This is a genomic window from Actinoplanes xinjiangensis (assembly GCF_003148685.1).
In the GTDB taxonomy this organism is placed as follows: domain Bacteria; phylum Actinomycetota; class Actinomycetes; order Mycobacteriales; family Micromonosporaceae; genus Actinoplanes; species Actinoplanes xinjiangensis.
Genome location: NZ_QGGR01000012.1, coordinates 1 through 25,367, shown reverse-complemented (window position 1 = coordinate 25,367; position 25,367 = coordinate 1). Strand labels below are relative to the sequence as shown.

General features: G+C 72.6%; 23 protein-coding genes and 1 riboswitch. Of the genes, 12 read left to right on the top strand and 11 right to left on the bottom strand.

Annotated features, from left to right (window positions below):
* Positions 1–81 precede the first annotated feature (81 nt).
* Positions 82–1,272, top strand: coding sequence for a LolA family protein (locus BC793_RS25550; RefSeq protein WP_109596935.1), 1,191 nt, complete (start codon positions 82–84; stop codon positions 1,270–1,272).
* Positions 1,273–1,441: 169 nt separating this feature from the next.
* Here BC793_RS25550 and BC793_RS25545 read toward each other — a convergent pair whose 3' ends face one another.
* The 5 genes from BC793_RS25545 to BC793_RS25525 form a co-directional block, all read right to left on the bottom strand.
* The gene (locus tag BC793_RS25545) at positions 1,442–2,083 is read right to left on the bottom strand and encodes a tyrosine-protein phosphatase (protein WP_109596518.1); all 642 of its coding nucleotides are present in this window, start codon (positions 2,081–2,083) and stop codon (positions 1,442–1,444) included.
* Positions 2,084–2,132: 49 nt separating this feature from the next.
* Positions 2,133–2,810 (bottom strand): HAD family hydrolase, encoded by a 678-nt coding sequence (locus BC793_RS25540; RefSeq protein WP_109596516.1) that lies wholly within the window; start codon positions 2,808–2,810, stop codon positions 2,133–2,135.
* Between the two features lie 38 nt (positions 2,811–2,848).
* Entirely contained in the window at positions 2,849–3,583 is a 735-nt protein-coding gene (locus BC793_RS25535; RefSeq protein ID WP_109596514.1) for a phosphatase PAP2 family protein, read from the bottom strand.
* 89 nt (positions 3,584–3,672) lie between these two features.
* A complete protein-coding gene (locus tag BC793_RS25530) occupies positions 3,673–4,680 on the bottom strand; it encodes a tetratricopeptide repeat protein (RefSeq protein WP_109596512.1) in 1,008 nt (335 codons plus the stop codon).
* A 34-nt stretch (positions 4,681–4,714) separates the two neighbouring features.
* Positions 4,715–6,001 (bottom strand): AAA family ATPase, encoded by a 1,287-nt coding sequence (locus BC793_RS25525; RefSeq protein WP_109596510.1) that lies wholly within the window; start codon positions 5,999–6,001, stop codon positions 4,715–4,717.
* A gap of 252 nt (positions 6,002–6,253) precedes the next feature.
* On the opposite strand from BC793_RS25525, the gene BC793_RS25520 reads away from it, so the two are divergent.
* Entirely contained in the window at positions 6,254–6,934 is a 681-nt protein-coding gene (locus tag BC793_RS25520) for a DivIVA domain-containing protein (protein ID WP_109596508.1), read from the top strand.
* A 1-nt stretch (position 6,935) separates the two neighbouring features.
* On the opposite strand, the gene BC793_RS50305 is transcribed toward BC793_RS25520, so the two are convergent.
* Positions 6,936–7,862 carry an epoxide hydrolase family protein gene (locus BC793_RS50305; protein WP_146246442.1) on the bottom strand — a complete coding sequence of 309 codons (927 nt, stop codon included), beginning with the start codon at positions 7,860–7,862 and terminating at the stop codon, positions 6,936–6,938.
* Here BC793_RS50305 and BC793_RS51580 point away from each other — a divergent pair.
* On the top strand, positions 7,842–8,204 hold the full coding sequence (locus tag BC793_RS51580; RefSeq protein ID WP_239169918.1) for a MarR family winged helix-turn-helix transcriptional regulator: 363 nt from the start codon (positions 7,842–7,844) through the stop codon (positions 8,202–8,204). The genes BC793_RS50305 and BC793_RS51580 overlap by 21 nt on opposite strands.
* 48 nt (positions 8,205–8,252) lie before the next feature.
* Here the strand turns inward: BC793_RS51580 and BC793_RS25510 are convergent, their stop codons facing one another.
* The 3 genes from BC793_RS25510 to BC793_RS25500 form a co-directional block, all read right to left on the bottom strand.
* Positions 8,253–9,242: a C40 family peptidase gene (locus BC793_RS25510; RefSeq protein WP_249037392.1), complete on the bottom strand. Its 990-nt coding sequence runs from the start codon at positions 9,240–9,242 to the stop codon at positions 8,253–8,255.
* 16 nt (positions 9,243–9,258) lie between these two features.
* Positions 9,259–9,391: riboswitch (cyclic di-AMP (ydaO/yuaA leader) on the bottom strand.
* Positions 9,392–9,530: 139 nt separating this feature from the next.
* The gene (locus tag BC793_RS25505) at positions 9,531–10,439 is read right to left on the bottom strand and encodes a M56 family metallopeptidase (RefSeq protein ID WP_109596502.1); all 909 of its coding nucleotides are present in this window, start codon (positions 10,437–10,439) and stop codon (positions 9,531–9,533) included.
* Positions 10,436–10,792, bottom strand: coding sequence for a BlaI/MecI/CopY family transcriptional regulator (locus tag BC793_RS25500; RefSeq protein ID WP_109596500.1), 357 nt, complete (start codon positions 10,790–10,792; stop codon positions 10,436–10,438). Before BC793_RS25500 ends, BC793_RS25505 begins: the two co-directional genes overlap by 4 nt.
* 73 nt (positions 10,793–10,865) lie before the next feature.
* Here BC793_RS25500 and BC793_RS25495 point away from each other — a divergent pair, with 73 nt between their 5' ends.
* From BC793_RS25495 to BC793_RS25460, 7 genes are all read left to right on the top strand, one after another.
* Positions 10,866–12,278 carry a cytochrome ubiquinol oxidase subunit I gene (locus BC793_RS25495; protein WP_109596498.1) on the top strand — a complete coding sequence of 471 codons (1,413 nt, stop codon included), beginning with the start codon at positions 10,866–10,868 and terminating at the stop codon, positions 12,276–12,278.
* Between the two features lie 12 nt (positions 12,279–12,290).
* Entirely contained in the window at positions 12,291–13,271 is a 981-nt protein-coding gene (gene cydB, locus BC793_RS25490) for a cytochrome d ubiquinol oxidase subunit II (protein WP_109596496.1), read from the top strand.
* Positions 13,272–13,483: 212 nt separating this feature from the next.
* The gene (gene cydC / locus BC793_RS51575; protein ID WP_249037391.1) at positions 13,484–17,908 is read left to right on the top strand and encodes a thiol reductant ABC exporter subunit CydC; all 4,425 of its coding nucleotides are present in this window, start codon (positions 13,484–13,486) and stop codon (positions 17,906–17,908) included.
* Positions 17,909–17,917: 9 nt separating this feature from the next.
* Positions 17,918–18,472, top strand: coding sequence for a TetR/AcrR family transcriptional regulator (locus BC793_RS25475; RefSeq protein WP_109596494.1), 555 nt, complete (start codon positions 17,918–17,920; stop codon positions 18,470–18,472).
* A gap of 247 nt (positions 18,473–18,719) precedes the next feature.
* The gene (locus BC793_RS25470; RefSeq protein ID WP_109596493.1) at positions 18,720–19,478 is read left to right on the top strand and encodes a class I SAM-dependent methyltransferase; all 759 of its coding nucleotides are present in this window, start codon (positions 18,720–18,722) and stop codon (positions 19,476–19,478) included.
* Positions 19,479–19,604: 126 nt separating this feature from the next.
* Positions 19,605–20,051 carry a MarR family winged helix-turn-helix transcriptional regulator gene (locus BC793_RS25465; protein WP_109596491.1) on the top strand — a complete coding sequence of 149 codons (447 nt, stop codon included), beginning with the start codon at positions 19,605–19,607 and terminating at the stop codon, positions 20,049–20,051.
* A gap of 96 nt (positions 20,052–20,147) precedes the next feature.
* Positions 20,148–20,771 carry a maleylpyruvate isomerase family mycothiol-dependent enzyme gene (locus tag BC793_RS25460; RefSeq protein ID WP_109596489.1) on the top strand — a complete coding sequence of 208 codons (624 nt, stop codon included), beginning with the start codon at positions 20,148–20,150 and terminating at the stop codon, positions 20,769–20,771.
* An 82-nt stretch (positions 20,772–20,853) separates the two neighbouring features.
* Here the strand turns inward: BC793_RS25460 and BC793_RS25455 are convergent, their stop codons facing one another.
* Positions 20,854–21,396: a TetR/AcrR family transcriptional regulator gene (locus BC793_RS25455; RefSeq protein WP_109596487.1), complete on the bottom strand. Its 543-nt coding sequence runs from the start codon at positions 21,394–21,396 to the stop codon at positions 20,854–20,856.
* A gap of 74 nt (positions 21,397–21,470) precedes the next feature.
* On the opposite strand from BC793_RS25455, the gene BC793_RS25450 reads away from it, so the two are divergent.
* Complete coding sequence (locus BC793_RS25450; protein WP_109596485.1) at positions 21,471–22,649, top strand: FAD-dependent monooxygenase; 1,179 nt, start codon at positions 21,471–21,473, stop codon at positions 22,647–22,649.
* Positions 22,650–22,850: 201 nt separating this feature from the next.
* The gene (locus BC793_RS25445; protein ID WP_146246440.1) at positions 22,851–23,594 is read left to right on the top strand and encodes a hypothetical protein; all 744 of its coding nucleotides are present in this window, start codon (positions 22,851–22,853) and stop codon (positions 23,592–23,594) included.
* A 3-nt stretch (positions 23,595–23,597) separates the two neighbouring features.
* Here BC793_RS25445 and BC793_RS25440 read toward each other — a convergent pair whose 3' ends face one another.
* The gene (locus BC793_RS25440) at positions 23,598–25,265 is read right to left on the bottom strand and encodes an AfsR/SARP family transcriptional regulator (protein WP_158319360.1); all 1,668 of its coding nucleotides are present in this window, start codon (positions 25,263–25,265) and stop codon (positions 23,598–23,600) included.
* Positions 25,266–25,367: the final 102 nt, after the last annotated feature.

The following is a 25,367-nucleotide window of genomic DNA, read 5'->3' as shown; positions in this document are numbered from 1 at the left end:
GCCATCCCCTAGGGGACCTTCTCAGCCGGATCACAGCGGCTCCGGCGCACAGTGGTGGCAGAGATTCGGGAGGTGGACATCGTGTCCGTGTTGAGGTCAAGGCCTGCATTGCGTTGGCTGATCCCGTCGGCTGCGGCGGTTGTGGTCATCGGGGGCGGCGCAGCGGCCGGAACGATCGTGGCGAACGCCGATCCGGCGCTGCCGGAGCGCAGTGCCGCACAGTTGCTCGTCGACCTGCAGAGCGCCGACCCGTCAGGGTTCTCCGGCACCGTGGTGCAGAGCGCCGATCTCGGGTTGCCGGGCATCGCGGGGCTGCTCGGCAACGCGACCGGCGGCAGCGGCAACCTGACCAGCCTGATCGCCGGGAGCAACACCGCTCGCCTGTGGTATGCGGGTGAGGAGAAGATGCGGTTCTCCCTGCTCGGCACGAGCAGCGAGACCGACGTGATCCGCAACGGTTCCGACGTGTGGGTCTGGGACAGCAAGGAGAACACCGGTACGCACGTCAAGCTGCCGGCCGGCGCGACGACCCGGGAGGCGGCGCCGTCGGCGAGTGCCCTCGCGGTGAGCCCGCAGCAGGCGGCCGACGCGGCGCTGGCCGCGATCGACGGCACCACCAGGGTCGAGACGACCGGCGCGGCCGAGGTGGCCGGGCGGGACGCCTACGAGCTGGTGATCAGCCCACGTGACGCCGACTCGCTGGTCGGTCAGGTGCGGTTGGCGATCGACGCGAAGGAGCACATCCCGCTGCGCGTCGACGTCTACGCGAAGAACACCACCAAGCCGGCGATCCGGGTGGCGTTCGAGCAGATCGACTTCACGGTGCCGGACGACCAGCAGTTCGCGTTCAACCCGCCGCCCGGCGCCAAGGTCTCCGAGGAGGCCATCCCGGAGGACATGGCGAAGGAGGCCGGCAAGGACGCGCACAAGGCCGCCGCGGAGGCTGAGAAGGCCGCCCGTGAGGCCGGCGCCGAGAAGAACGACTTCAAGGTCGTCGGTGAGGGCTGGACCAGCATCGCCGTCGCCAAGGGTCCGCGGCTCGACGACCTGAGCGAGTTCACCGGCAAGTCCGGCGAGCAGAGCGCGGAGGGCGCCGAGGCGTCGCAGCTGGCCGAGCAGTTCCTCGGCACGCTCCAGCCGGTCAGCGGCGCCTGGGGCAGCGGCAAGCTGCTGGCGGGCTCGCTGTTCACGGTCCTGATGACCGACGACGGCCGGATCCTCGCCGGCGCCGTCACCCCGGAGGCCCTGTACGAGGCGGCCGCCGCCAAGTAAGGCACCACCCCGCTCGAACTGCCGCGCCGGCTCTCCACGGCGCGGCAGTTCGCTTGTGCGGACCGTCAACAGGCCCGGCTGGCCCCCACCGACGTCTCAAGCCCCGCGAGACAACGGTGACAGCCAGCCAGCCGGACACCAGCGAATCCGGCTGGCCCCCACCGACGTCTCAAACGCCGCGAGACAACGGTGACAGCCAGCCGGGCACCAGACGGCGCCGGACCGTGGTGATCTCGGCAGCGCTGACGCCGTGGCTCAGCAGATACTGCTCCACGCCGCCGTAACGGGTCTCGGCGTGCTGGAGGGTGTGGCTCATCGCGGCGGCGTCGGTGCCCGGCGTGGCCGCGTAGTCGGCGGCGATGTCGTCCGGGGCGACACCGGCGACACCGAGCAGGACGGCGGCCAGCAGACCGGTACGGTCCCGGCCCCCGTGGCAGTGGATGATCACGGCGCCGGGTGGGGCGGCCGCGATCTCGTGCACGGCCGCGGCCACCCGCTCAGCGTTGTGGTCGAGCATCGGGGCGTAGGTGTCGTCGGGCGGGTCGTAGCCGAGCGGGTCGGCGAGCAGCGGCAGGTTGCGGTACCACGCCTCGGCGGCGAACGGGCTCGGGGCCTCGGCGCACTCGCGCGGCCAGCGCAGGTCGAGGATCAGAGCCGGTGGCCGCTCGCGGAGCATGGCGATCCCGGCGGGGGTCAGCAGCGCATGGCTGTCGGAGCGGATCAGGGCGTTGTCGCGGAGGCGGCCGCCGTCACGGGTCGGGGTGCCGCCGAGGTCGCGGGCGTTGAGGCAGCCGGGCCAGTCGAGTCGCACCGTTCGAAACTAGACCGGCGTGCCGGCTGGACCGCCGCGCGGGGCGGGGTCAGAAGGTCAGCTCGTCCAGGGTGCGGATGCGGCGTACGTCGGTGGTGGGGTGCGCGTCGAAGCGGTCGAGCAGGACCGCGGGCAGACCGGCGGCCAGGGCACCGCGGACGTCTCTGACCAGGGAGTCGCCGACCATCAGCGCCGCTCCGGCCGCGACCCCGAGCAGGTCGACGACGTGCCGGTAGGCCCGGGGGTCGGGTTTGCCGGCCGGGAGCGACGACGACGCCACCATCAGATCGATCTCGGGTGCCAGGCCCAGCCGGTCGAGTTTGCGGCGCTGCTGGCCCTCGTCGCCGTTGGTGAGCACGGCCGCGGTCAGCCCGGCCGCCCGGACGCGGCGCAGCGCCGGGATGGCGTCGCCGAAGACGGTCCAGCCGGCCTCGTAACGCTCCAGGTAGCCGGCGAACAGGCCGTCCGCCTCGGCATCGCTCAGTTCGGCGCCCAGGAACTCGCGCACCCGTTCGCGCCGCTGCCCGCTGAAGGTGATCTCGCGTAGCTGGTAGCGGGCGTAGTGCCGCTCGGACAGCGCCGCCCAGCGGCCGGGCACGTCCGGCCCGGTGACACCGAGTGTCGCGGCCCAGGCGACGACGGCCGCGCCGGAGGCGGTCACCTGATCGACGAGCGTGTCGTCCAGGTCGAAGACGATCGCCCGAAGCGGCGTCTCAGCACGCGTCACCGGCGGAGTTGCAGCGGTGTCGATCACGGTGGATCAACTTACCCGACGGCGGCCAGCGGGTTCGGTGGGACCGGGAGCCGTAGCGGGCGCTGGTGGCGCAGCAGGGCGTAGGCGCCGGCCAGCAGGGCGGCCGCGGCGAGGGCGTCGAGCCAGTAGTGGTTGCCGGTGGCGACCACGACCAGCAGCGTGATCACCGGATGGAGCAGCCACAGTGCCCGGTAGCGGCTCGTGGTGGCGGCGATCAGGGCGACCGCCACGACCAGGGCCCAGCCGACGTGCAGGGACGGCATGGCCGCGTACTGATTGGAGATCTGGTCGGTCTCCGGCGGGCCGTAGACGGCGGGGCCGTAGAGACGGCCGAGGTCGAGCATGCCGGTGTCGGTGAGCATGCGCGGCGGTGCGAGCGGAATCAGGAAATGTACGGCCAGCGCACCGGCCGTGAGTAGCACGATGACGTTGCGCGTCCACCGGTAGTGGGCGGGCCGCCACCGGTAGAGCCAGATCAGGCAGGCTGCGGTCGCGGGAAAGTGGACGTACGCGTAGTAGCTGTTCGCCACCTCGATCAGGCCGTTCCAGCCGAGCAGGGACTGCTGAACGGCCAGTTCACCGGGGAGCCGCAGCAGACGTTCGGTGTCCCAGATCGCCCGGGCGTTGCGGAACGCCTCGTCCACATGGCCGTCGGCGCCGAGCCGCGCCGCCTTGTAGACCAGGAACAGGGCGGCGATCAGGGCGAGTTCCCGGAGCGCGGACAACCGTCGTGTATCGCTCGCCATACCGCCCCCCGTTGATCAAGGGGCACAGCATCCGCCGATCTTGCAGTTTGTGCAAGATTCGTGGAGGAAAGAGTGAGGTAACCCCCCGTTCACGTGCGCTCGACGGCACCGGCGGCCAGCAGCACAGCCACCGCGACGGCCGCCAGCGCCAGGGTGAGCGGGTGGGGGCTCACCGCGTACCAGAGAAGAAGATGGACCGTACCGCTCGCGGCGAGCAGCCCGGCGCCGATCGCGCGGCGGGTGCGCGCCGGCAGCAGGCCCACGCACAGCCACGGCAGACGGCCCGCCGGCAGCAGCACCCGCAGTGCCAGGCCCACGGTGACCAGCGCCATCACGGCCGCCGTGCCCCTGGCCAGCAGCGAGGCCGGCTCCCACCAGTGGTCGGCCAGGGCCAGCACGGCCACCACCGGAAGCCCGGCCGGCGTCCCCCGGCGGAGTCCGGCGAGCAGACCGCGGACCGGCCAGGCCAGTGCGGGGGCGCCGTACCGGTCGGGGTGGTCGGCGGCGAGCTGCCGCAGGCCGTGCATCGCCTCCCGGACCCGCAGGCTCTCCGCGTCCAGCAGGGCGATCATCCAGCGGCCCTCGGCGTCCTCCGGGTCCTCGGCCAGCGCCCGTGCCGCCGCCCGCCGCGCGGCGTCGCGGTCGCCGGCGTTGCGTTCCACCTCGGCCAGCGTCATCAGGTCGGGGACCGAGTGCGGCGCGATCGCCACCGCCCGGCCGGCCGCCGCCCGCGCCGCGCCGAACTCCCGGCGCAGCACCAGGCAGCGGGCCAGCGCGCGGTGCGGCTCGGGCCGGTCCGGCGCCAGGCGCACCGCCTCACGGGCCGCGGCCTCCGCGTCACCGGGCCGGGCGAGCAGCAGCAGGCACTCGGCACGCTCGATGTGCACGACCGGCTGCCCGGGTGCCACGCTCACCGCGGCGTCGGCGAACTCCAGCGCGTCGGCGTAGTGGCCCCGCAACCGGCGCAGCCCGGCGAGCAGGCCGAGCAACTCGGCGTCGGCGGGGGTCTCGGCCAGTCCCTCCCGGACCGCGGTCTCGGCCTGCTCCAGGCGGCCGACACCGGCCAGCGCCCGCGCGCGGGCGGCGGCTGCGCTCATCGGATCGTGCGTCTCTCGAGCCGGCCGGCGGCGCTCATCGGATCTTGCGCTTCTTCAGGTAGGCGGCCAGGTCGTCGTAGGCGCCGCTCTCGTTGGCGAACATCGCCACGTTGCGGGCGGTGGCGAACCAGGCGTCGGTGGACGGGCGCACCTCACGGGCGGCGGCCAGCATGTCGGCCTGGTTGATCATGCGGATCTCGCCGGTGTCGATGGAGTCGCGCATCGCGTACTCGGCGGCGGTCTCGCACAGGTGCGCCAGGTCCGCGCCGGAGTAGTGCTCGGTGGCGGCGGCGACCGCGTCCAGGTCGATGCCGGCGACCGGCCGGCCCCGCAGGTGGTATTCGAGGATCGCCGCGCGGGCCGGGTCGTCCGGCGGCAGCACCAGGACGGTGCGGTCCAGACGCCCGGGGCGGCGCAGCGCCGAGTCGACGTCCCACGGTGCGTTCGTGGCGGCCAGCACGAACACGCCGTCGTTGCCGCCGTCGACACCGTCGAGTTCGGTCAGTAGCTGATTGACCACGGTCCGCATGGACGACTGGAGCTGGCTGCGCTTGTGGCCGAGGGCGTCGATCTCGTCGAGGAACAGCACGCACGGCGCGTGCCCGCGGGCCGACTCGAACAGGTCGTGCAGGTTGCGCTCGGAGCTGCCGATCCACATGTTCAGCACGTCGGTGATGCTCAGGCTGATGAACGCGGCACCCATCTCGCCGGCGACGGCCCGGGCCAGGAACGTCTTGCCGCATCCGGGCGGGCCGTAGAGCAGCAGGCCGCCGCGCAGGCTCTTGCCGAACAGGGTGCGCAGCTTCGGGTTGCGCAGCGGGCCCAGGAACGACACCTCGAGCCGCTTCTTCACGTCGGTCATGCCGCCGACGTCGGCGAGCGTCACGGTGGACCGCTCGACGTCGAACGCCCGGTCGGCGTGCCCGCGCACCGGGTCCGGCTCGCCGTCGGCCCGCGCGAACCGCGGTGGCACCACGTCCCCGAACTGCTCCTCCATCGCGGCCCAGTCGATGCCGGCCCGGCCCGGGGCGGGTTCCGCGGCCGGTCCGGCGGCCGGCGTGGCTGCCGCGCTCTCCGCGGGCGGATCCTGCGCGGACCCCTGCGGCGGTACGCCCGGAGCACCGCCACCGAGAGCGCGGGCCATCAGCTGCCGAGCCGCCTCGTGACCGGGCTCACGGGCCAGGATCTGAGCGGCGTGCCCGATCGCCTCCGGGCCACGGCCGGCCGCGACCAGCAACTCGGCCAGGTGCAGCCGCAGCGTCAGGTCGTCGGGTCGCGCCTCGACGGCGGCGACCAGGCTGTTGATCAAGGCATCACTCATGACAAGCGATTATGCCCCGCCCCCCATGTCACCCGGCCGGGGCCACCGAGTGACGGATTCTGCACAGATGGCGCCGACCTGGTCTTTTGCGTCCGCTCATGGGTGATCGCGGCCCGCTTACGCCTGCTGGACTGGCGGACGGCGGATACGATTCGCCAGCGCCCGTCCACGCCGGACCACTGTGCCGCCGTGCCGAAACCGGTTCCCCGGGCGTTGTGCTGTCGTCAGGGACGCCGGGAAGCGAGGTAAAGGATGCCGATCACTCCCGCAGACATCCATAACGTGGACTTCAGGAAGCCGCCGATCGGCAAGCGCGGCTACGACGAGGAGGAGGTCAATGCTCTCCTCGAGGAAGCGAGCCAGGAGATGCTGCGCCTGCTCGATGAGAACGGGGCGCTGACCGCCCGATTGCGTGAGGTCTCCAACGGTGTGGCCGACACCACGGTGCTGAACAGCGAGGTCGCCGAGCTGGCGGCCCATCTCCGGCACATGCGTGAGGGCCTGGCCCGGGCCGAGCACGAGGCCCGGGAGATGCAGGTCCAGCTGGAGCGGGCGCATGACGAGGTGCGCGCGTCGGCACAGCCCAGGCCGGTCGCGGCGATCGACGACCGGGTGCTGCGGATGGCGCACCGCACCGCCGACGAGCACGTCCGCGACGCCCAGCGCGAGTCGGACGATCTGCTGGTCAGCGCGCGGGCCCAGGCCGATCAGATGACCGGGGACGCGATCCGGACGGCCGACACGATCGAGGCCGACGCCCGGCGCCTGCACGCCGAGGCGCTGGACGAGGTGGCCCGGGACCGGGCCGCGATGGTGGCCGAGATCGAGCGGCTCGACGAGCTGGCCCAGGACTACCGGTCGGCGCTGGGTCAGCACGTGGTCCAGCAGCTGCACGATCTGGAGGGTGGCGCGCCGGCCCTGCCGCCGGCCTGACTCACCTGGTGAAGAACGCGGTCACGTCCGCGGTGAACAGGTCCGGGACCTCCAGGGCGGCGAAGTGGCCGCCCCGGGGGAACTCGGTCCAGTGCACGATGTTCGCCCGCTGCTCGGCCAGCGGGCGGACGGACTGGACGATGTCGCCGGGCAGGACCGCGACACCCAGCGGGACACCGTTGGTCTCCGGTGGGCCGCTCTCCTTGACCAGGCGGGCGGCCGAGCCGGCGGTCCGGAACTGCCAGTGATGGGCGACGTCCGCCACGATCCGGTCGTCGGCAACCGGGGTCGCCGGGTCGGCCCAGGTGTCGAACTTCTCGCCCAGGAAGGCGAGCAGCCCGGCCGGTGAGTCGTTGAGCGCGTAGGCCGGGGTCTGCGGGGTCGCCGCGAACAGGATCTGGTGGGGGTGCCGCTCGGCGGCCAGCCGCATCGTCTTCGCCAGCCGCTCCCGGTCGGCGGGGCCCAGGCCGTCCGGAGAGCCCGGCGTGGGCAGGTAGTTGACGTGCACACCGACCACGTTCTCCGGTGCGACGGCGGCCAGTGCGCGGGCGATGCCGGAACCCCAGTCGCCGCCCTGGGCGCCGTAGCGGGGGTAGCCGAGGCGCGCCATCAGTTCGGCCCAGGCCGCGGCGACGCGCGCGACGCCCCAGGGCCGGGTGGTCGGGCCGGACAGGCCGAATCCGGGGATCGCCGGAACGACCAGGTGGAAGTGCTCGCTGAGCGGGCCGACGACGTCCAGGAACTCCACCGTGGAGCCGGGCCAGCCGTGGGTGAGGATCAACGGCAGGGCATGGGGATTCCCGGAGCGTACGTGGAAGAAGTGCACCCGGTCGCCGTGCAGCTCGGTGACCTGCTGGGGCAGTGCGTTGAGCTCGGCCTCGTGGGCGCGCCAGTCGAACGCCAGCCAGTGCTCGGCGAGGGCACGCACCCGGTCGAGGGTGATGCCGTACGCGTCGGGCCAGCGGGTCCGGCGGACCGGCCGGCCAGTCAGGCGGCGCTCGGGCGGCGCACCGGGATCTACCTGAGCGATCTCGTGGGGGCGCTCAACGACCTGGAGACGGCCGGGTTCGTGCAGCGCTCCCCCGACCCGGCGGACCGGCGGCGCAACGTCGTCGCGGTCACGGCGGCCGGGCGGGAGCGGGCCGGTGAGCTGACCGAGCGGGTGGAGGCGATCCAGGACGATCTGCTCGCGCCACTGTCGGGCGAGGAACGCGCGCGGTTCGCCGGCCTCTTGCGCCGGCTGGTGGAGCATCACAGCCGTACGAGATGAGAAAAGGCCGCCGTCGTTTCGGACGGCGACCTTTTCGCGGGGGTTTCGTCAGGCAGGCCGGCGATAACCGGCGATGGGTCCCCGGTCGATCGTGGCCATCCGCACGTGGTCGCCCGTGCTCGGAGCGTGCACCACCTTGCCGCCACCGATGTAGAGGCCGACATGGTGCACGTCGGAGTAGTAGAAGACCAGGTCACCCGGCCTCAGCTCACTCCGGCTCACCGATCTGGTGGAGCCCCACTGATCCTTCGTGTAATGCTCGAGATGCACGCCGACCGCAGCCCAGGCCTCCTGCGTCAGACCCGAGCAGTCGTAGCTGTTCGGGCCGTTCGAGCCGAAGACGTAAGGCTTGCCGATCAGGTCACACGCCCGCTGAGCGGCACGGCCGCCCTTGTCGTTCGTGTAGTCGACCGGGCACGGGCCGGTGCGCAGTTCCCCGTCGTCGGCGTTCGCCTTGCCGTAGGCCGAGATCCGGAGCTTCTGGAGCTTCGTGATCTCCTTCTCGATGGCCACCTTCTTGGTACCGAGATCGGTGTCGCGGACCTCGATCTCGGACTCGAGCTGGTCGACCTTGGCCTTGTCGGCGGCGTACTTGTCACGGAGCTTCGCGACCTCGGCGATCGACGCCTCCCGGTTGGTGGCGAGCTGGTTGAGAAGCGTGAGCTTGTCCACCATGCCCGTCGGCGAACCGGTCAGCACCATCGCGTTGACCATGCTGGGTGAACCCTGCATGTACGCGTCGACGGCGAGGCCTCGCACCTCCACCATCGCGGCGTCCACCTGCGCCTGCAGCGGAGCCAGCGTCTTCGCCAGATCCTTCTGCTGCTTGCGCAACTTGACCAGCCTGGTGTGGGTGCCGTTGTAATCCTCGATGACCGGCTCGAGCTGGTTCCACTCCTCGTCGATCTGTTTCTCGATCTGGCCGGGACTGGGCTCGGCATGAGCGACGGTCGGACCCGTGACCAGGATTCCGGCCGCGGCCGCCGCGCACAGCAGGACGCGCATGAGGCCGGTGCGACGCGCGCCAATCCGTTTCACGCTGGTGCGTTGTCCTTTCTTCCCGTTCAGCCGCCGACCGGGTTAGCTGACGGGTTCGGGCGGGAAGTCTGCCCGGCCGCGTCGCCGCGGCTTCACCCCAGGTGCTCGGTTCCCCGGCTCGCACCCGGCCGTTTCGGCCACGCGCGATTAGGCGGTGGTCCGCCAGATCGGCCGGGTGGCCGATGGGGGGCTGGGCGGACCGGGGACCACCGTACTCGGATCAAGACGGCAAATGAAGGTCGCACAGCCCGCCGAACTGTACGCACCGTCAGCGATACGCAGCGTGGTCTAAAACGGCCAGCTGTGGAGGGCCCGCGCCAGCCAGGGCACCACCACGATGACGGTGGGTAGTACCAGCAGGCCGGCGGCGGCGCTCACCCCCGCCGCGGTGAGGGCCGTCGAGCCCCGGACCGGACCGTCCAGACGGGCCAGCCGGCGGCGCCGCGATTCACCCGCCGGGTCGGCCGTCACCTCCTCCGCAAGGGGGACGGCGTCGATCAGCCGCGCCAGCGCGGCACGCAACGGCGCCGATCCGGTCCGGCGGCGGGCCGCGTCGTCCGCCACCATCTCCAGCAGCAGATGTACGGCATCCAGCGGCGCCTTCGACCGGAGCGGGCCGGGCACCGCCCGGTAGAACGCGGTGAACGACTCCATCACCAGCTCGTGCCGGTGCCGCAGATGGGCCCGCTCGTGGGCGAGGACCGCGTCGACCTGCTCACGGTCCAGGGTCCGCAGCACCCCGTCGCTGAGCACGACCCGCGGCTCCCGCCCGGGCACGCAGTAGGCCAGCGGCAGCGCCCCGTCGAGCACCCGCACCTCCTCGCCGCCGAGGCCCTCGTGCTGTTCGACGCGGTCGAGCAGGTCGACGAGCATCCGGTGCCGGGCACGGCGGGCGCGGGCCCGGGAACTCACCCGGATCAGCGAGACGATCAGCCGGATCACGATGGTCGCGGCCACCGCGAGGGAGAACAGCAGCGCGGCGACCGTCTCCGGATGGCGGGCCCCGGCGGCGCGCGCGACCTCTTCGGGCGCGGCCAGGACCACACCGAGAGCACAGAGTACGGCGGTGAGCGTCAGTGACTGCCAGAGCAGGACCCCCGCGACCGGGGCCCGGTCGGTCCAGCGGGCGCCCGCCAGCAGCCTCGGCGCCAGGAGCGAGAGCGTCAGCCCGAGGGCGCCGAGCAGGAGGGCGGTCACCGCTCGATGTTACGGGTGGCCTTCTCGATCGCGGCCCGCAGCGCCTCCGGTGGCAACCGGCCGACGAAGTAGGCGAGCGCGGCGTCCATGTCGGGGGTGGAGCTGAGCGCGTCGAGCATCACGCCGGCGGTCATCTCCTCCCGGGTCTGCGCCGGGGCATACCGGTAGGCGCGGTCGGCTCGCTGCTGGGTGACCAGGCCCTTCTTGGCGAGCCGGTCGAGAACGGTCATGACGGTCGTATACGCCAGGTCACGCTCCCGGCTCAGCAGGTCGTGCACCTGCCGGACGGTGAGCGGCTCGCCCGCGTCCCACAACTTCGTCATGACCTCGCGCTCAAGGTCGTTCCTCGCCATGTGACCCACTCTACTTCACCACGTCGTACTACGCGTCGTAGTATCTACTACGAACCGTCGTAGAGGGGTAACCATGGACGTGCTCGACCTGACCCGGCTCCAGTTCGCGGTCGTGACGATCTACCACTACCTCTTCGTCCCGGTGTCGATATCGCTCGCGTCGGCGGCCGCCGGGTTCCAGATCGCCTGGATCCGGACGGCGAACGAGAAGTACCTGCACCTCACGAAGTTCACCGGCAAGCTGCTGATCGTCACGTTCGCCGTCGGTGTGGTGACCGGGCTCGTCCAGGAGTTCCAGTTCGGGCTCGGGTGGAGCGCGTTCGCCCGCTTCTACGGCGACGTCTTCGGGCCCACCCTCGCCATCGAGGGGATGCTCGCGTTCTTCCTCGAGGCCACGTTCCTGGCGCTGTGGTATTTCGGCTGGGACCGGCTGCCCCGCCTGCTGCACACCGCCACCATCGTGATCGTCGCGGTCGGGACACTGCTGTCGGCGTACATCATCCTGGCCGCCAACTCGTTCATGCAGAACCCGGTCGCCTACGCCCTCGACCCGGCCACCGGGCGGGCCCACCTGACCAGCTTCACCGAACTGCTCACCAACGAGGTGGTGCTCGCGGCGTTCCCGCACACCATGGGCGGGGCGGCGATGGCCGGCGGCGGGCTGCTGATGGCGATCGGGATCTGGCGGGTCTCCGCCGACGCCGCCTACCGGACGCTGTCCCGGGCCGGGGCGTGGATGCTGCTGGTCGGCGGGGCGGTCACCGCGATCAGCGGCGACCACCTCGGCAAGGTGATGACGGCCGTGCAGCCGATGAAGATGGCCGCCGCCGAAGCCCTCTACGAGACCACCACGTCGGCGCCGTTCTCGGTCTTCGCGATCGGCGAACTCGGGCACGACCGGCCGTTCTTCAGCATCGAGATCCCCGGGCTGCTGTCCTTCCTCGGTACCGGGACGTTCGGCGGGACCGTACAGGGCATCGACGACCTCCAGGCGGCCTACGTCGCCCAGTACGGGCCGGGCAGCTACGTGCCGATGATCCCGGTCGCGTTCTGGACGTTCCGGCTCATGATCGGGGCCGGCGTGCTCGGGATGGCGCTGGCGGCGTACCACCTCTGGTCCTCCTGGGAGACCACCCGCCGCCTGCCGCTGCTGCCGGATCTCCTGCAGCCCGGGCGTGGAACGCCCGGATGGCTGCGCCGGTTCGTGCTCCTCGCCCCGCTGCTGCCGGCCGCCGCCAACACGTTCGGCTGGGTCTTCACCGAGACCGCCCGGCAGCCGTGGCTCGCGTTCGGCATCTCCAAGGTCGCCGACGGCATCTCCCCCGGCCTCACCAGCGCCGAGGTGATCGCGTCCCTGGCCGGGTTCACCCTGGTCTACGGCCTGCTGGCGGTCGTCTGGTGCCGCCTGGTCGTCCATCTGTCCCGCAAGCCGCTCGCCCCGCCCGTCTCCGCCGCGGAAGAGCCCGAACCGGTTCCCGCCTACTAGGAGCGACCTTCCATGATCACGTTCTGGTTCGCGGTACTCGTCCTCGCCTGGGTCCTCTACTTCGTCCTCGAAGGCTTCGACTTCGGCGTCGGCATGCTCTCCCCCGTCCTCGGCCGCGACGAACACGAACGGGGCGCCGCCATCCGGACCGTCGGCCCGTTCTGGGACGGCAACGAGGTCTGGCTGGTCGCCGCCGTCGGTGTCACGTTCGCCGCCTTCCCCGCCTGGTACGCCGCCCTGATGTCCGCCCTCTACCTGCCGATGGTGGCGATCCTGCTGCTCCTCGCCGTCCGCGGGGTGGCCCTGGAGTTCCGCGGCAAACACGACTCCCCGTCCTGGCGGCGCCGCGCCGACCTGCTCCTGGCCGGCTCGTCCACCGGCATCGTCCTGCTCTGGGGCGCCGTCCTGGGCATCCTCGTCGACGGTCTCGCCCTCCGCGCCGACGGCGAGGTCACCGGAACCGGCCTCGGCCGCAGCCTCGGCCCCCTGGCCACCCCCGCCGCCGGCCTCGGCGCGCTGGCCGCACTGCTCGCCGCGGTGCTGCTCGGCGCCACGTTCCTCGCCCTGCGCACCACCGGCCCGGTCCGCCGCCGGGCACGCGACCTCGCCCGCCACACCGGCACGGTCGGCGCCGTCACCCTTCTGCTCATCGGCATCGGTACGGGCAGCCGCCTCACCCTGGCCGCCGCGGCCGTGGTCTTCGCCGCCGGCCTGCTGGCCCGGCGCACCCGCGAGGCGATGTCCTTCACCGCCGTCGCCCTCGCCGTGGCCGCCACGGTCGTCACCGTCTTCACCACTCACGGCGACGTGGTCCTGCGCAGCACCCTCGACCCGGCCTGGTCCCTGACCAGGACGAGCGCCGCCGCCGGCCCGGAAGCCCTGCGCCTGATCACGATCGCCGGCGTGCTGATCCTGCCGGGTGTCCTCGTCTACCAGGCCTGGTCCTACTGGGTCTTCCGCCGCCGGGTGGCCAGCGAACGGGTCGCCTCATGACCGCCACCCCGCCTGCCCGCGGCCCGGGCTCCTCCGCAGGTCCGTCACCCGCCGCCCGCCCGACAACCCCTCCGCCTGCCGCCACTCCGCCTGCTGCCGCCTCACCGGCCGCCGCTTCGCCTACCGCCACCCCGCGGGCCGACGTTTCACCGGCCGCCGCTCCGCCTACCGCCACCCCGCGGGCCGACGTTTCACCGTCTTCGGTGCCCTCGGTGCCCTCGGCGGCCGTCAGGCGGGTTGCCCGGGGGCCGGTTGATCCGCGACTGCTGCGGCATGCGCGGGCCAGCCGGGGCGGGGTCGCCGTGCTCGCCCTGATCGGGTTCGGTCAGGCCCTGACCACCATCGCCATCGCGGTGGCGCTCTGCGGCATCGTCACCGCGCTGACCGCCGGCGCGACGGGCGTGCTGGCCGGCACCCCGGCGCAATCCCTGAGCCACCTGCTCCCGGCCACGACCGGCGCGGCGATCATCGTGCTGGCGGTCTCCTTCGCGGCACGCGGCGCACTGTCCTGGGCCGAGCAGGTCGTCGCCCAGCGGACCGCCGCCCGCGTCACCCACGAACTACGGCAGTCCCTGCTGGACCGCGTGGTGCGCCGGGGCCCCGCCTGGGTGGCGGCCTACGGAACCGGCCGGCTGACCACCGTCCTCGGCAGTGGCCTGGAAGCGCTGCGCCCGTGGTTCTCCGGATACCTGCCGGCCCTGGTCCTCGGCCTCCTGCTCCCGCCGCTGGTCGTCGTGATCATGGCCGTAGTGGACCCGGCCTCCGCCACCGTCACCCTGTTCACCCTGCCGCTGATCCCACTGCTCGGCGCACTGATCGGCTGGGCGACGAAGGCCCGCGCCGAACAGCGCTGGGCAGCCGACTCCCGCCTGGCGGGCCACTTCCTCGACGTCGTGCGAGGCCTTCCCACCCTCAAGATGTACGGCCGCGCCGAACGCCAGATCGACGTCATAGCCGACCTGACCGACCGGCATCGGGCGGCCACCATGCGGGTGCTGCGGGTGGCGTTCCTGTCGTCGACCGCCCTCGACCTGGTCGGCACCCTGGCGGTGGGCTTGATCGCGGTCCAGGCCGGCCTGCGGGTCGCGGCCGGCTCGATGGAACTCGGCCCCGCTCTCCTGGTGATCCTCCTGGCCCCCGAGGCCTACCGCCCACTGCGGGAGATGGCGGCCCGCTACCACGCCTCCACCGACGCCGGCGCCGTCATCGCCGACGTGGACGAGATCCTCTCTCCTCTGGACCATGCCACCCCGGCCGCGGCCCCCTCTCCGTCCAGGCCCACCCCACCGTCACCCGCTCCCGCCGCCCACCGCCCACAAGCCCCCGAGCCGCAACCACCGGCACCCGCACTCACCCACCACCGTCCCCACGCCCTCGAACCGGAACCGCCGTCGGCCGCTGCCGCCCACCGCGTGCGAGCCCTCGAACCGCAACTACCGGCACCCGCTCCCGTCCACTACCGCCCGCAAACGCCCGAACCGCCGTCAGCTGCCTTCGGGCCTGCCGTCCCGGCCGGGCGTTCACGGGACGTCACCGGGCTGTCGTCCGCCTTCGGTCACGTCACCCCGTACACCCGCGATCCGTTCGGGCAGTCGGGGCGGATCACCACGGCGACGCCCCTCTTCGGCCGTGCCGCGGCTGGACGCTGGGGTGTCCGGGCGGCCGGCATCCGGGCCCGCTACCCGAACGCGTTCGAAGACGCGCTGCATCTGCCGGAGCTGGCCGTCCGCGCCGGTGAGGTCGTCGCGCTGCGGGGCCTGTCCGGCGCCGGCAAGACCACGGCGCTACGGGTCCTGGCCGGACTCCACCCGGCCGAAGCTGGAGCGATCGCCGTCGGAAGCGTGTTCTACCTGCCACAACGGCCGAGCCTGCCGCACGCCCGGACGGTGGCCGACGCGTTCCCGCCGGACACCACCGCCGCCGAGATGAGCGAGGCGCTGCACCTCGCCGGCCTGACCGGCGAGGTCACCGCCCAGACCCCGCTCGGCGAGCAGGTCGCGGGAGTCTCCGCGGGCCAGCGCCAACGGTTGGCCCTCGCGGTTCTGCTGCACCGTGCCACCCGCACCGTGGCCGCCCACCGCGACTGCGACACCGCGCCGGTGGTCACCCTGCTGCTCGACGAACCGACCGCCCACCTCGACAGCGCCGCCGAACACCAGGTCATCGAACGCCTGCACGAGTTCGCCGCGCAGGGCTGCGCCGTCCTGGTAGTGGCCCACCGCCCGGCCCTGCTGGCCGCCGCCGACCGCATCGTCGACGTGCACCCGCCGGCCGGCACCGTCCTGTCCCGGTTCGCCGTCACCGCCGCCTTCACCAACCCCCTCGAACTCCCGTCCTGGGCAGCAACACCCCCCGCCGGCACCCCGCCCGCCCCCACCGACTCCGAATTCCCGGCTGGCTCCCACCGCTGTCTCGACGCCGTCGAAACGACGCCCACAACCAGCCAAGAACATCCAGCTGGCTCCCACCGCTGCCTCAACACCCCCGAAACAACGCCCACAACCAGCCAGCAACACCCGGCTGGCTCCCACCGCTGTCTCCACACTCCCGAAGCAACGGCCACGACCAGCCAAGAACATCCAGCTGGCTCCCACCGCTGTCTCAACGCGGTCGAGACGACGGCCACGACCAGCCAGGGGCATCCGGCTGGCTCCCACCGCTGTCTCCACACTCCCGAAGCAACGGCCACGACCAGCCAAGAACATCCAGCTGGCTCCCACCGCTGTCTCAACGCGGTCGAGACGACGGCCACGACCAGCCAGGGGCATCCGGCTGGCTCTCACCGCTGTCTCGACGGCGTCGAGACAGCGGTGGGGACCAGCCGAGGGACGGCGGGCGGCGCTCGGCGCTGCCTGTGTGGCGTTGAGACAGCGGCCACGGCCAGCCGGCCCGACGACGCTGAGGCGGCGGCTTCGGCGGATGGTCGGACTGAGCGGCGGGAGACGGCGGGCGGGCGGTGGTGGGCGCGGCTCTGGGTGGCGGCCGGGCTGGGGGCCGGATCGTCGGTCGCCGGGATCGTGCTGACCGGGGCCGCCGCGTGGCTGCTGGTCCGGGCGTCGTCGTTGCCGCCGGTGCTCAGTCTGTCGACGGCGGTGGTACTGGTCCGGGGCAGCGCCGTCGCCCGGCCCCTCCTGCGGTATCTGGAGCGGCTCGTGTCCCATGAGGTGGCGTTTGCGCGGCTGGGTAGACGGCGGGCCGCAGTGTATGCGGGTCTGATTCCGCACGTTCCGGGACCGCGGTTGCACCGGCGCGGGGACCTGCTCACCCGGCTCGTCGACGATGTGGATGCGGCCACCGAGGGGCTGCTGCGGGGGCGGCTGCCGCTCATCGCCGCGGCGGTCACGGCCGGGCTCGCCGTCGCGGTGGTCGCCTGGGTGGCGGCGGGGGCCGCGGTGCCGATGGCGGTCGGTCTGCTGGTCGCGGGGCTGTTCGCCCCGATGGTCGCGGCCCGGCAGGCGGACCGGCAGGAGGCGGCCACCGGCGCGGCACGGGCCGCGCTGCGGGACGCCGTCGTCGAAACCGTTGACGGGGTGGAGGAACTGGCCGGCGGTGGGGGGCGTCCGGACGTACCCGGGAAGAGAAGCCGAGCCCTCGCCGACCTGGAGTCGCGGGCGGCGCGGGGGGCCGGACTCGCCGCGGCCGTCGCCCATGTCGGGTGGGGAGCGGCGGTCGCCGGGGTCGCGGTGGTGCTCGGGAGCGGTGGGCTCACCGCCGAATGGAGCGCGGTGGTGCTGCTCGGCGTGGTCGTTCTCGGCGAGGCCGTGGTGGCACTGCCGGAGGCGGCGATCGCCCGGCGGCGGGCCGCGGGAGCCGGAAGGCGCGTCGCCAGCCTGATCGAAAACGGTCCCGCGGTCGACAGCGGTGAGCTTATCGCCCCTCTGATCGAGAGTGGTTCCGCGGCCACCAGCGGTGAGCGGGACATGACCCACGCCGGCACGCCGAGCGACAGCGCGAGCCGGGTCAGTGGTGAGCAGTGCGTGGCCAACGCCGGCGCGATGGGCGGCGGGGTGGTCCGGGTCAGTGGTCTGGTGGCGGGGTGGGATGCGGGGCGGGTGCCGGTGCTGGACGGTGTGACGCTGGAGCTGACGGCCGGGTCGCGGACGGCGATCATGGGGCGGTCGGGGTGCGGGAAGTCGACGCTGGCGGCCGTGCTGGCCGGGCTGCTGCCGCCGACGGCCGGGAACGTGCAGGTCAGCGGGGCCGCGGTCCTCGTCGGAGAGGAGACGGGGCATGTGTTCGCGTCGACCGTACGGGAGAATCTGCGTCTTGCCTCGCCTGCGGCGACCGATCCGCAGTTGCGGGCCGTGCTGGCGCGGGTCGGTCTCGGGTGGATGGATCTCGATGCGTGGCTCGGCGCCGGTGGGGGCACGATCTCCGGCGGGCAGCGGCGGCGGCTGGCGACCGCGAGAGCACTGCTCGCGGATCCGGCGCTCCTGATTCTGGACGAGCCGACCGAGGGGATCGACGAGGCGGGCGCGCGGGAGATGATGATGGACCTGCTGAGTGCCGCGTCGGGGCGGACCGTGCTGGTGCTCGCGCATCGTACGGATGGCCTCGATCTGGTCGACCGGGTTCTCGAACTCGACGCGAACGGGCTCAAAGAGAAGAATGTCGGATTGGACCGATCAGTCCGTTAAAGTGATCATATGGCGCGGACGCCGGCCCCCGGCACACGGGACACCATCCTGACCGCGGCCGCCGGGCTCTTCTACGAGTTCGGCGTCCGCGCCGTCGGGATGGCCCAGGTCGTCGAGGCGGCCGGATGTGGCAAGAACCTGCTGTACAAGCATTTTCCCAGCAAAGCGGAGTTGGCGGCGGCATATCTCAACCTCACCCGCCACGAACGCGAACGCGCCGTCACCGAAGCCCTGCGCTGGTCCGCCGACCCGGTCGACCGCCTGCTCGCGCTGGTCACCGAGATCGCCGACAGCGTCCGCCGGCCCGGATACCGCGGCTGCGCCTTCCGCAACTATCTGACCGAGTTCCCCGGCGAGACCGACGAACCCGCCCGCGTCGCCCAGGCCTACCTGGCCGACAGCCGCGCCCAGATGGACCGCCTCGTGCTCGGCGCGGGCGGCGACGCACTGCTCACCGACCGGATCTGGCTCGTCGTCAACGGCCTCTACTCCGGAACGCCGGCGCAGGCGTCGGTCGCCGTCGATTGGATAACCGAGATGGTACGGCCGACCGAAGCGCCGTAAACCGTCGGTAGGGTCGGCGGATGGCGTCTTCGACGGCAGTGGTGCCCTATCGCTGCGACAGCTGTGCCGGCGGCGCGAAGCGACGCTCGTCGGGCTCGGCTGGAGGGAACGCAAGCCAGACCGAAGGCGGACCACTTGAGCGGCGGGGCAGAAGCGGGGCGCGGGGCGGCGGGTGCGGGCGGGGAAATCGGGTGCGCTCGGCCGGGATGGGGCGAACACTGCCGACAGGTCGAGGACGGGAGTCGGTGTGCGTACCTTTGATGAGCTTTTGATTGATGGGGTCGAGGCGGACGTCGGCGGGTGGGGATTCGGCTGGCTGGACGGGCGGGCCACCGAGGAGCGGCCGCCGTGGGGATATGCGCGGCTGCTCGCCGAGCGCCTGAAGGCTGCCGGATCGGCGCTGGATCTCGACACCGGCGGCGGGGAGGTCCTCGCGGAGATGCCGGTACTGCCGCCGCGGACGGCGGTGACCGAGGGTTGGGCGCCGAACGCCGAACGGGCACGACGGCTGCTCGGGCCGCGCGGCGTCGAGGTCGCCGAGGTGGCTCCGGGAGCGCGGCTGCCGTTCGCGGATGGGACGTTCGAGCTGGTCAGCAGTCGGCATCCGGTACGGCCGGACTTCGCGGAGATCGCCCGGGTGCTGGCTCCGGGTGGCACCTATCTCGCGCAGCACGTCGGGCCGGCGTCGGCGTTCGAGCTGATCGAGTGGTTTCTCGAGCCGCTGCCGCGGGAGGGTCTGGCCCGCGATCCGGTACGGGAGGCGGACGAGGCGCGCACGGCCGGGCTGGACGTGGTGGACCTGCGGACCGCCCGCTGCCGGATGGAGTTCTTCGATGTCGGCGCGGTCGTCTGGGCTCTGCGCAAGTGCGTGTGGTGGGTTCCGGATTTCGATGTGGACCGCTACCGGGAACAGCTGCTCCGGCTGGACGCGCACATCCGGGAGCACGGCGCATTCGTGGCCCACTCGTCGCGCACGCTGATCGAGGCGACACGCGGCACCGGGTGATGGCGATCCGCCGCGGTTGCCTCCGGCCAGGCGCGGTGTGAACACTTCGACGCGATCACGTCGCGGCGCGAGTTCGGCGAGGGCCTGGCAGGAATCGCCTTGACTGGATATGACATCATTGTTGTCATGTCCGAGCGAGGCGCGACCGTCTACGAGATCCTCCGGCACGTCCGGCCACTCGTCCTCAACTCGGCACGGGTGGTCGAGGCCTCCCTGCGGGCCGACGGCGTGAGCGTCGGGATGCGGGCCGTGCTGGAGATGCTCGCCGAGCAGGGCCCGATGACCGTCCCCGACATCGCTGACCGCCTCGACCTGGCCCGCCAGGGCATCCAGCGGCACGTCAACGACCTGGCCGGGCTCGGCTGGGTCGAGTCCCGCATCAATCCAGCCCACCGCAGGTCGGTGCTGATCGCCACCACCCCGGCCGGCGCGGAGCTGTTCGCCCGGATCCGCGAGGGCGAGCTGTCCCGTCTGGACCGCATGGCCGCCGAGTGCACGTCCGAGGAGATCACCACCGCACTACGGGTGCTGGCCGCCCTGAGCCGCGATGTCCGTGCCGAGGTCCGGACGTGAGCACCCGCGGAGCGATTCCAGCCGCGCGGCGCCGGCCATGATCACAGTCCGGGTGACCACCTCGAACCCTGACGTCTCCGTGGAGGTTCTTTCGTCATGACCGCCGACGTCTACCGGCTGACCACGGCGAACCGGCTGATGATCGCCGACTTCCTGGACGGGCTCGACGATGCGGCCTGGACAGAGGAGACGCTGTGCGACGGCTGGACGGTGCATCACCTGGCCGCGCACTTCGTTCAGCCGATGCTGATCGGATTCGGACGCTTCTTCCTCGCCTCGTTCCGCTATCGAGGTGACACCGCGCGAACCGTCGACCACTTCACCCGCCGGCTGGCACAGCGACCCCGCGGTGAGCTGACCACCCTCCTCCGCGCGCGTGCCGGGGACCGGGTGGACCCGCCCCGCGTCGGGCCGATGGGACCGTTCGCTGAGACGTGCGTGCACCTGCGGGACATCGCGCGGCCACTCGGTCTGGACGCCGACGTGCCCGTGGAGCACTGGCGGATCCTGCTCGACTATTTGACCTCGCCCGCGGCCGCGCCGGCACTCACACCGCCGGGCCGCCTGGCCGGGCTCCGGCTGGTGGCCACCGACATCGACTGGGCGGCGGGTGACGGGGCGCTGGTCTCCGGGCCGGCCGAGGCGCTGGGTATGGCGATCACCGGGCGGCGGGCCGCGCTGGCCGACCTGTCCGGCCCCGGGGTCACGCGGCTGCGATAAGAGCCGCCGGTGTCGGTCGGACCGCCCCGACACCCGGCCGCATCGGCACGCCTGCCACGGGCGAACATCGGGCCGGAGTGGATCAGGTGGCGGGGCGGAGCAGGAGGCCGCATGCCGCGTCGAGGACGGCTGACCGCAGTGCGTCGGCTGGTGCGTCCGGCAGCACCACGGTGCAGTCGCCGAGCCCGCCGATGGCCATCTGCGCCCGGACCGTCGCCTCGAGCGAGGGATCAGAACCGGTCAGGATGGCGACCATGCGGCTGCGCCACTGACCGACCGCGGCGGCGAGGTCGACGAGCGCCAGGATGCTCGGCTCGCGCATGATCATGGCGGTGATCTCGCGATGCCGGTACGTCACATCGAAGTAGGCACCGAGCAGTTCCCGCGGGTCGGCGCCGTCCCCGAACGGCGCGAGTGCCGCCTCCACGTCGTCGATGAACGGCTGGACCAGGCTGCGGACCAGTTCCTCCCGGGACGCGAAGTGGTAGTAGAGCGCCGGCTTGCTGACACCGACCCGCTCGGCGATCTCCCGCAGGCTGACCTGGTGCACACCCTTGCTGGCGATCAGCTCCAGCGCGGCGCTGCGGATCCGGTCGGCGGTCTCGGTGGTGCGGGCACGTGGCACGCCGGGAGTCTAGCCAACTGGCGACAATGTTGTTTACTTACCGATAGGTAAACAAACGACCGGGAGGAGCACCCGTGCACGCGCTGATCTCCGGCGCCGGTATCGCCGGCCCCGTACTGGCCTACTGGCTGCACCGCCACGGATGGCAGGTCACCGTCGTCGAGAAGGCCGCCGGCATCCGCGCTGGCGACGGTGGCCACGCGGTCGACCTGTTCGGCCCCGCCGTCGACGTCATCGAACGGATGGGCCTGCTCCCCCGGGTCACCGCCGCCCGTACCGCCAACGACACGATCACCCTGTTCCGTACCGGCCGGGACCCGATCTCGCTGGCCACCGCGGACCTGGCCGGCGGCATCTCCGGCCGGCACGTCGAGATCATGCGCGGCACGCTCGCCGGGATGCTGCACGACGCCACCCGTGACGACGTCGACTACCGGTTCGAGACGGTGATCGAGCAGCTGGACGGGGCGCGAGCGGTGCTCTCCGACGGCAGCACGGTGGAGGCCGACCTGGTCGCCGGTGCCGACGGGCTGCACTCCCGGGTGCGGGCGCTCACCTTCGGGCCGGAACCCGACCACCGCCGGTTCCTCGGCGCCTACCTGGCCGTCTACACGCTGCCCGACGTGCTCGGCACCGGACCGACGGTCGCCGCGTTCACCGCGCCCGACCTCGCCGCCACCGTTTACCCGACACTCACCCCCGGACTGTCGAGAGCACTGTTCCTCGTCCGTACACCCGAAGATCTTCCCCTTGACCGGCGCGGCCCGGACCAGCTCACCCGCCTGGTGGGAGACGGACTCGGGCCGCGTGTCAGCGCGATCCTGGAGCACGCCGCCGGGGCCGGCGACTTCTATCTCGACGACATCTCGCAGATCCGGATGGACAGCTGGTCGCGGGGGCCGGTCACCCTGGTCGGCGACGCCGGATACGGTCCCGGCCCGGCTGTCGGCGGCGGCACCAGCCTGGCCGCGGCCGGCGCCTACGTGCTGGCCGCGGAGCTGCGCGACGTCACCGCGGGCGAGATCCCCACGGCCCTGCACCGGTACGAGCAGGCGCTGGCCGGTCCGGTGCGGCACAGCCGCCGCATCGGCCCGAAGGTCCTCGACGCGATCGTGCCGCGCAGCCGGCTCCAGGTGTGGGCGACCGCGCAGGCGATGCGGCTGATCCCGCGCCTGCCCGGCCCGGCGCGGCGCCGTCTCACGTCGTTCGGCGGTGGCCCGGCCGCCATGCTCGACGGCCTGGTGCTGCGATGAACCATCTCCGCGCAGGCCTGACGTGACCTGCCCGGAGAGCAGTGCACTCCGGGCTAGAGCAGTGCACTCCGGGGGCTGCGGTGCCGCGGGGCGGACCGGCCGACGACCGTGGCGGCGTATCGCCTGGCGCTGTGCCGCGGGGTGGACCGGGCGACGGCCGTGGCGGGGTTTCGCCTGGCGCCGCGTTCCTACCCTGACGGGATGCGGCTGACCGAGTGGAGCGCCACCGGCTTCCGGACGTCGGTGCGGGTCTTCCAGCGCCCGGACGGCGGCCTGCGATGGGTCGTCATCCCGACGATCCACCTGGGCCACCCCGACTACTACTGGTCCATCTGGCAGCGGCTGCGCTCCTGCCAGGCGGTCATCGCCGAACAGTACGACGGGCCCAGCTCGACCGGGTACGCGTACGTGACCGCGATGCGCCTGACCCGGCAGCGGGCCGGCCGTGAGCTGGTGCACCAGGACATCGACTACGGCGCGCTGGGCGTGCCGATCGTCTTCCCGGACGCGCACACCGCTCCACCGCCCGACCCGGACCGCCGGATGCCGGACATCGGCTGGGCCGACGTGATCGTCTCCACGCCGCGGCTGGCCCTCCAGATGGCGCTCTCCGGGCGCGACGACTGGATCGCCGACGACACCCTCGACATCGACGACAGCACCGTGTTCGCGCCGATGCCCGGCGAGACGGTCGGCCCGGACGGGCTGACCGAGCGGGACCGGCTGCTGCTGGGCGTCATCCACGAGATCGACGGCGCGTTCGCCGGTGAGGAGATCGAGGTGGCCGTGGTGTTCGGGGCGGCACACATGCCGCTCGTGGTGCGGGAACTGACCCGGACGCTCGGCCACCGGGCGGTCGCCGAGGAGGCATGGCTCACCGCCATCGACTTCGACGAGCCGCCCTACCTGCGTAAACCGTCTGTCGACGGGTGGATGGACTGGTAACCGTCACAAGCCGTTGTGCCGTCGCCACGCCTTGGCCTGGTCGAGCTGGTAGCGCACCGCCGCGGCCTTGCGTTCGGTGTCCGCCCGGATCTGGCGGCGTGAATACGGCCCCCAGAAGATCAGGAACGCCCCGACCAGGATCGCCATCACGCCGCTGATCATCAGCGTGCCGGTGACCAGCAGCCACACGCCCGCCGCCATCGCGCCGGCGCCGGACACCACGAGCAGCACCGTCATCAGGTTCTGCAGGAACCGGACCTGCGGCGTGTCGTGCGCCTCGATGTTGTGCCGGATCAGGGCCTCGACCGGGTTGTCGTCGTCATTCACCGGCCGGCCGCCCCGTCGAACTCGTCCGGCTCCACGGTCAGCGGTGCCTCCGGTGGCGGCCCGAGTCTGCGCAGACCGCGGAGGAGATTGTCGCGCCAGCCGCTGCGCCGGGTCCGTTCGGCGTACAGCTCCTGCCCGGCCGTCGTCAGCCACCAGCCACCGCCGCCGGACGCGACCAGACCGGCGGCGATCAGCCGGCCGGCCGACGTGGTGAACTCCGCCCTCTCCAGGACGGCGTGCTCGATCGCGTCGGCCCGGGTGATGATCTCGCTGAGCGGACTCGGGTCGTCCTCGCTCGTACCGCCGAGCGCCATGAACACCCACGCGTCCGTCGAAGTCCATACGGTTCCAGAAGTCACGCCACCGATCATCGGAAGCGGCCTTTGGTCCGCTGTGGGTGGGGATGCCCAGCTCCCGCATCCGCACCTCGTAGCGGCGCCGCTGCCGGGCCGCCTCCCCGTGCCGCCCGGCCGCGGTCAGCTCGGTGACCAGGCGCAACGCGACGTCCTCGTCGTACGGGTCGTCGGCCAGCAGCCGTGACCAGGCCCACGCCGCGCTGTCCAGGTCACCGGCGGCCACGTGCACGCCGCCGAGTGCCCGCATCACCGCCAGGCGCGCCAGCCGTACCTCCGCCCGCAGCGGCCCGGCGCCGGAGAAGTCCGGCTCGTCGGCCAGCACCTCACCGGTGTACGCGAGGTCCGCCGCCGACAGCAGTACCCGCGCCTCGTCCGCGCGGCCCTCCCGGGCGGCGGCCGTTCCGGCGTGCGCCAGTTGCAGGAACGCGTCGACGTCGACGGCCAGCGTGTGCGGGTCGTAGGCCAGGCCACCGGCACCCGCGGTCACGTAGTGATCGGCCGGCCGGCCACGGTCCGGGTCCAGGACGCCGCGCAGCACCGACAGTGTGATCGACAGGCGGTTCGCGACCTTCGCCTCGCCCGGCCACAGCGCCTCGCCGAGCGCGTCCCGGGTGATCGGCCGACCCCGCCGGGCGATCACCAGTTTGAGCAGGTCCCGGGCTTTGCGGCTCTGCCAGGCGGCGACCGGGACCGGGTCGTCGCCGTGCAGCACCGCGAACGAGCCGAGCATCCGCACCGTCACCGGCGGCCGGGCCGGGGCGCCGGCCAGGGAACGGGTGCCGGACGACGGGTCGGCGCCGAGCGCGCGTAGCCGGTGCTCGGCGACCACCCGGGCGGCGATCGGGGCACGACCGGCGCCGGTGCGGGCCAGCGCCAGGTCCACCCGGGCGGCGGCGACCGGGTCACCGACGTCCGCCCAGATCCGCGCCGCCTCGGCGAGAAACCGCCCGGCCTCGGCGGGTCGCCGCGCGCTCTCCGCCGCCTTCACCGCCCCCCCACCCGGCGCGCCTCCGCCGGAGGCACCCCCACCCGACGCACCCCCACCCGACGCACCCCCACCCGACGCACCCCCGCCCGACGCACCCCCACC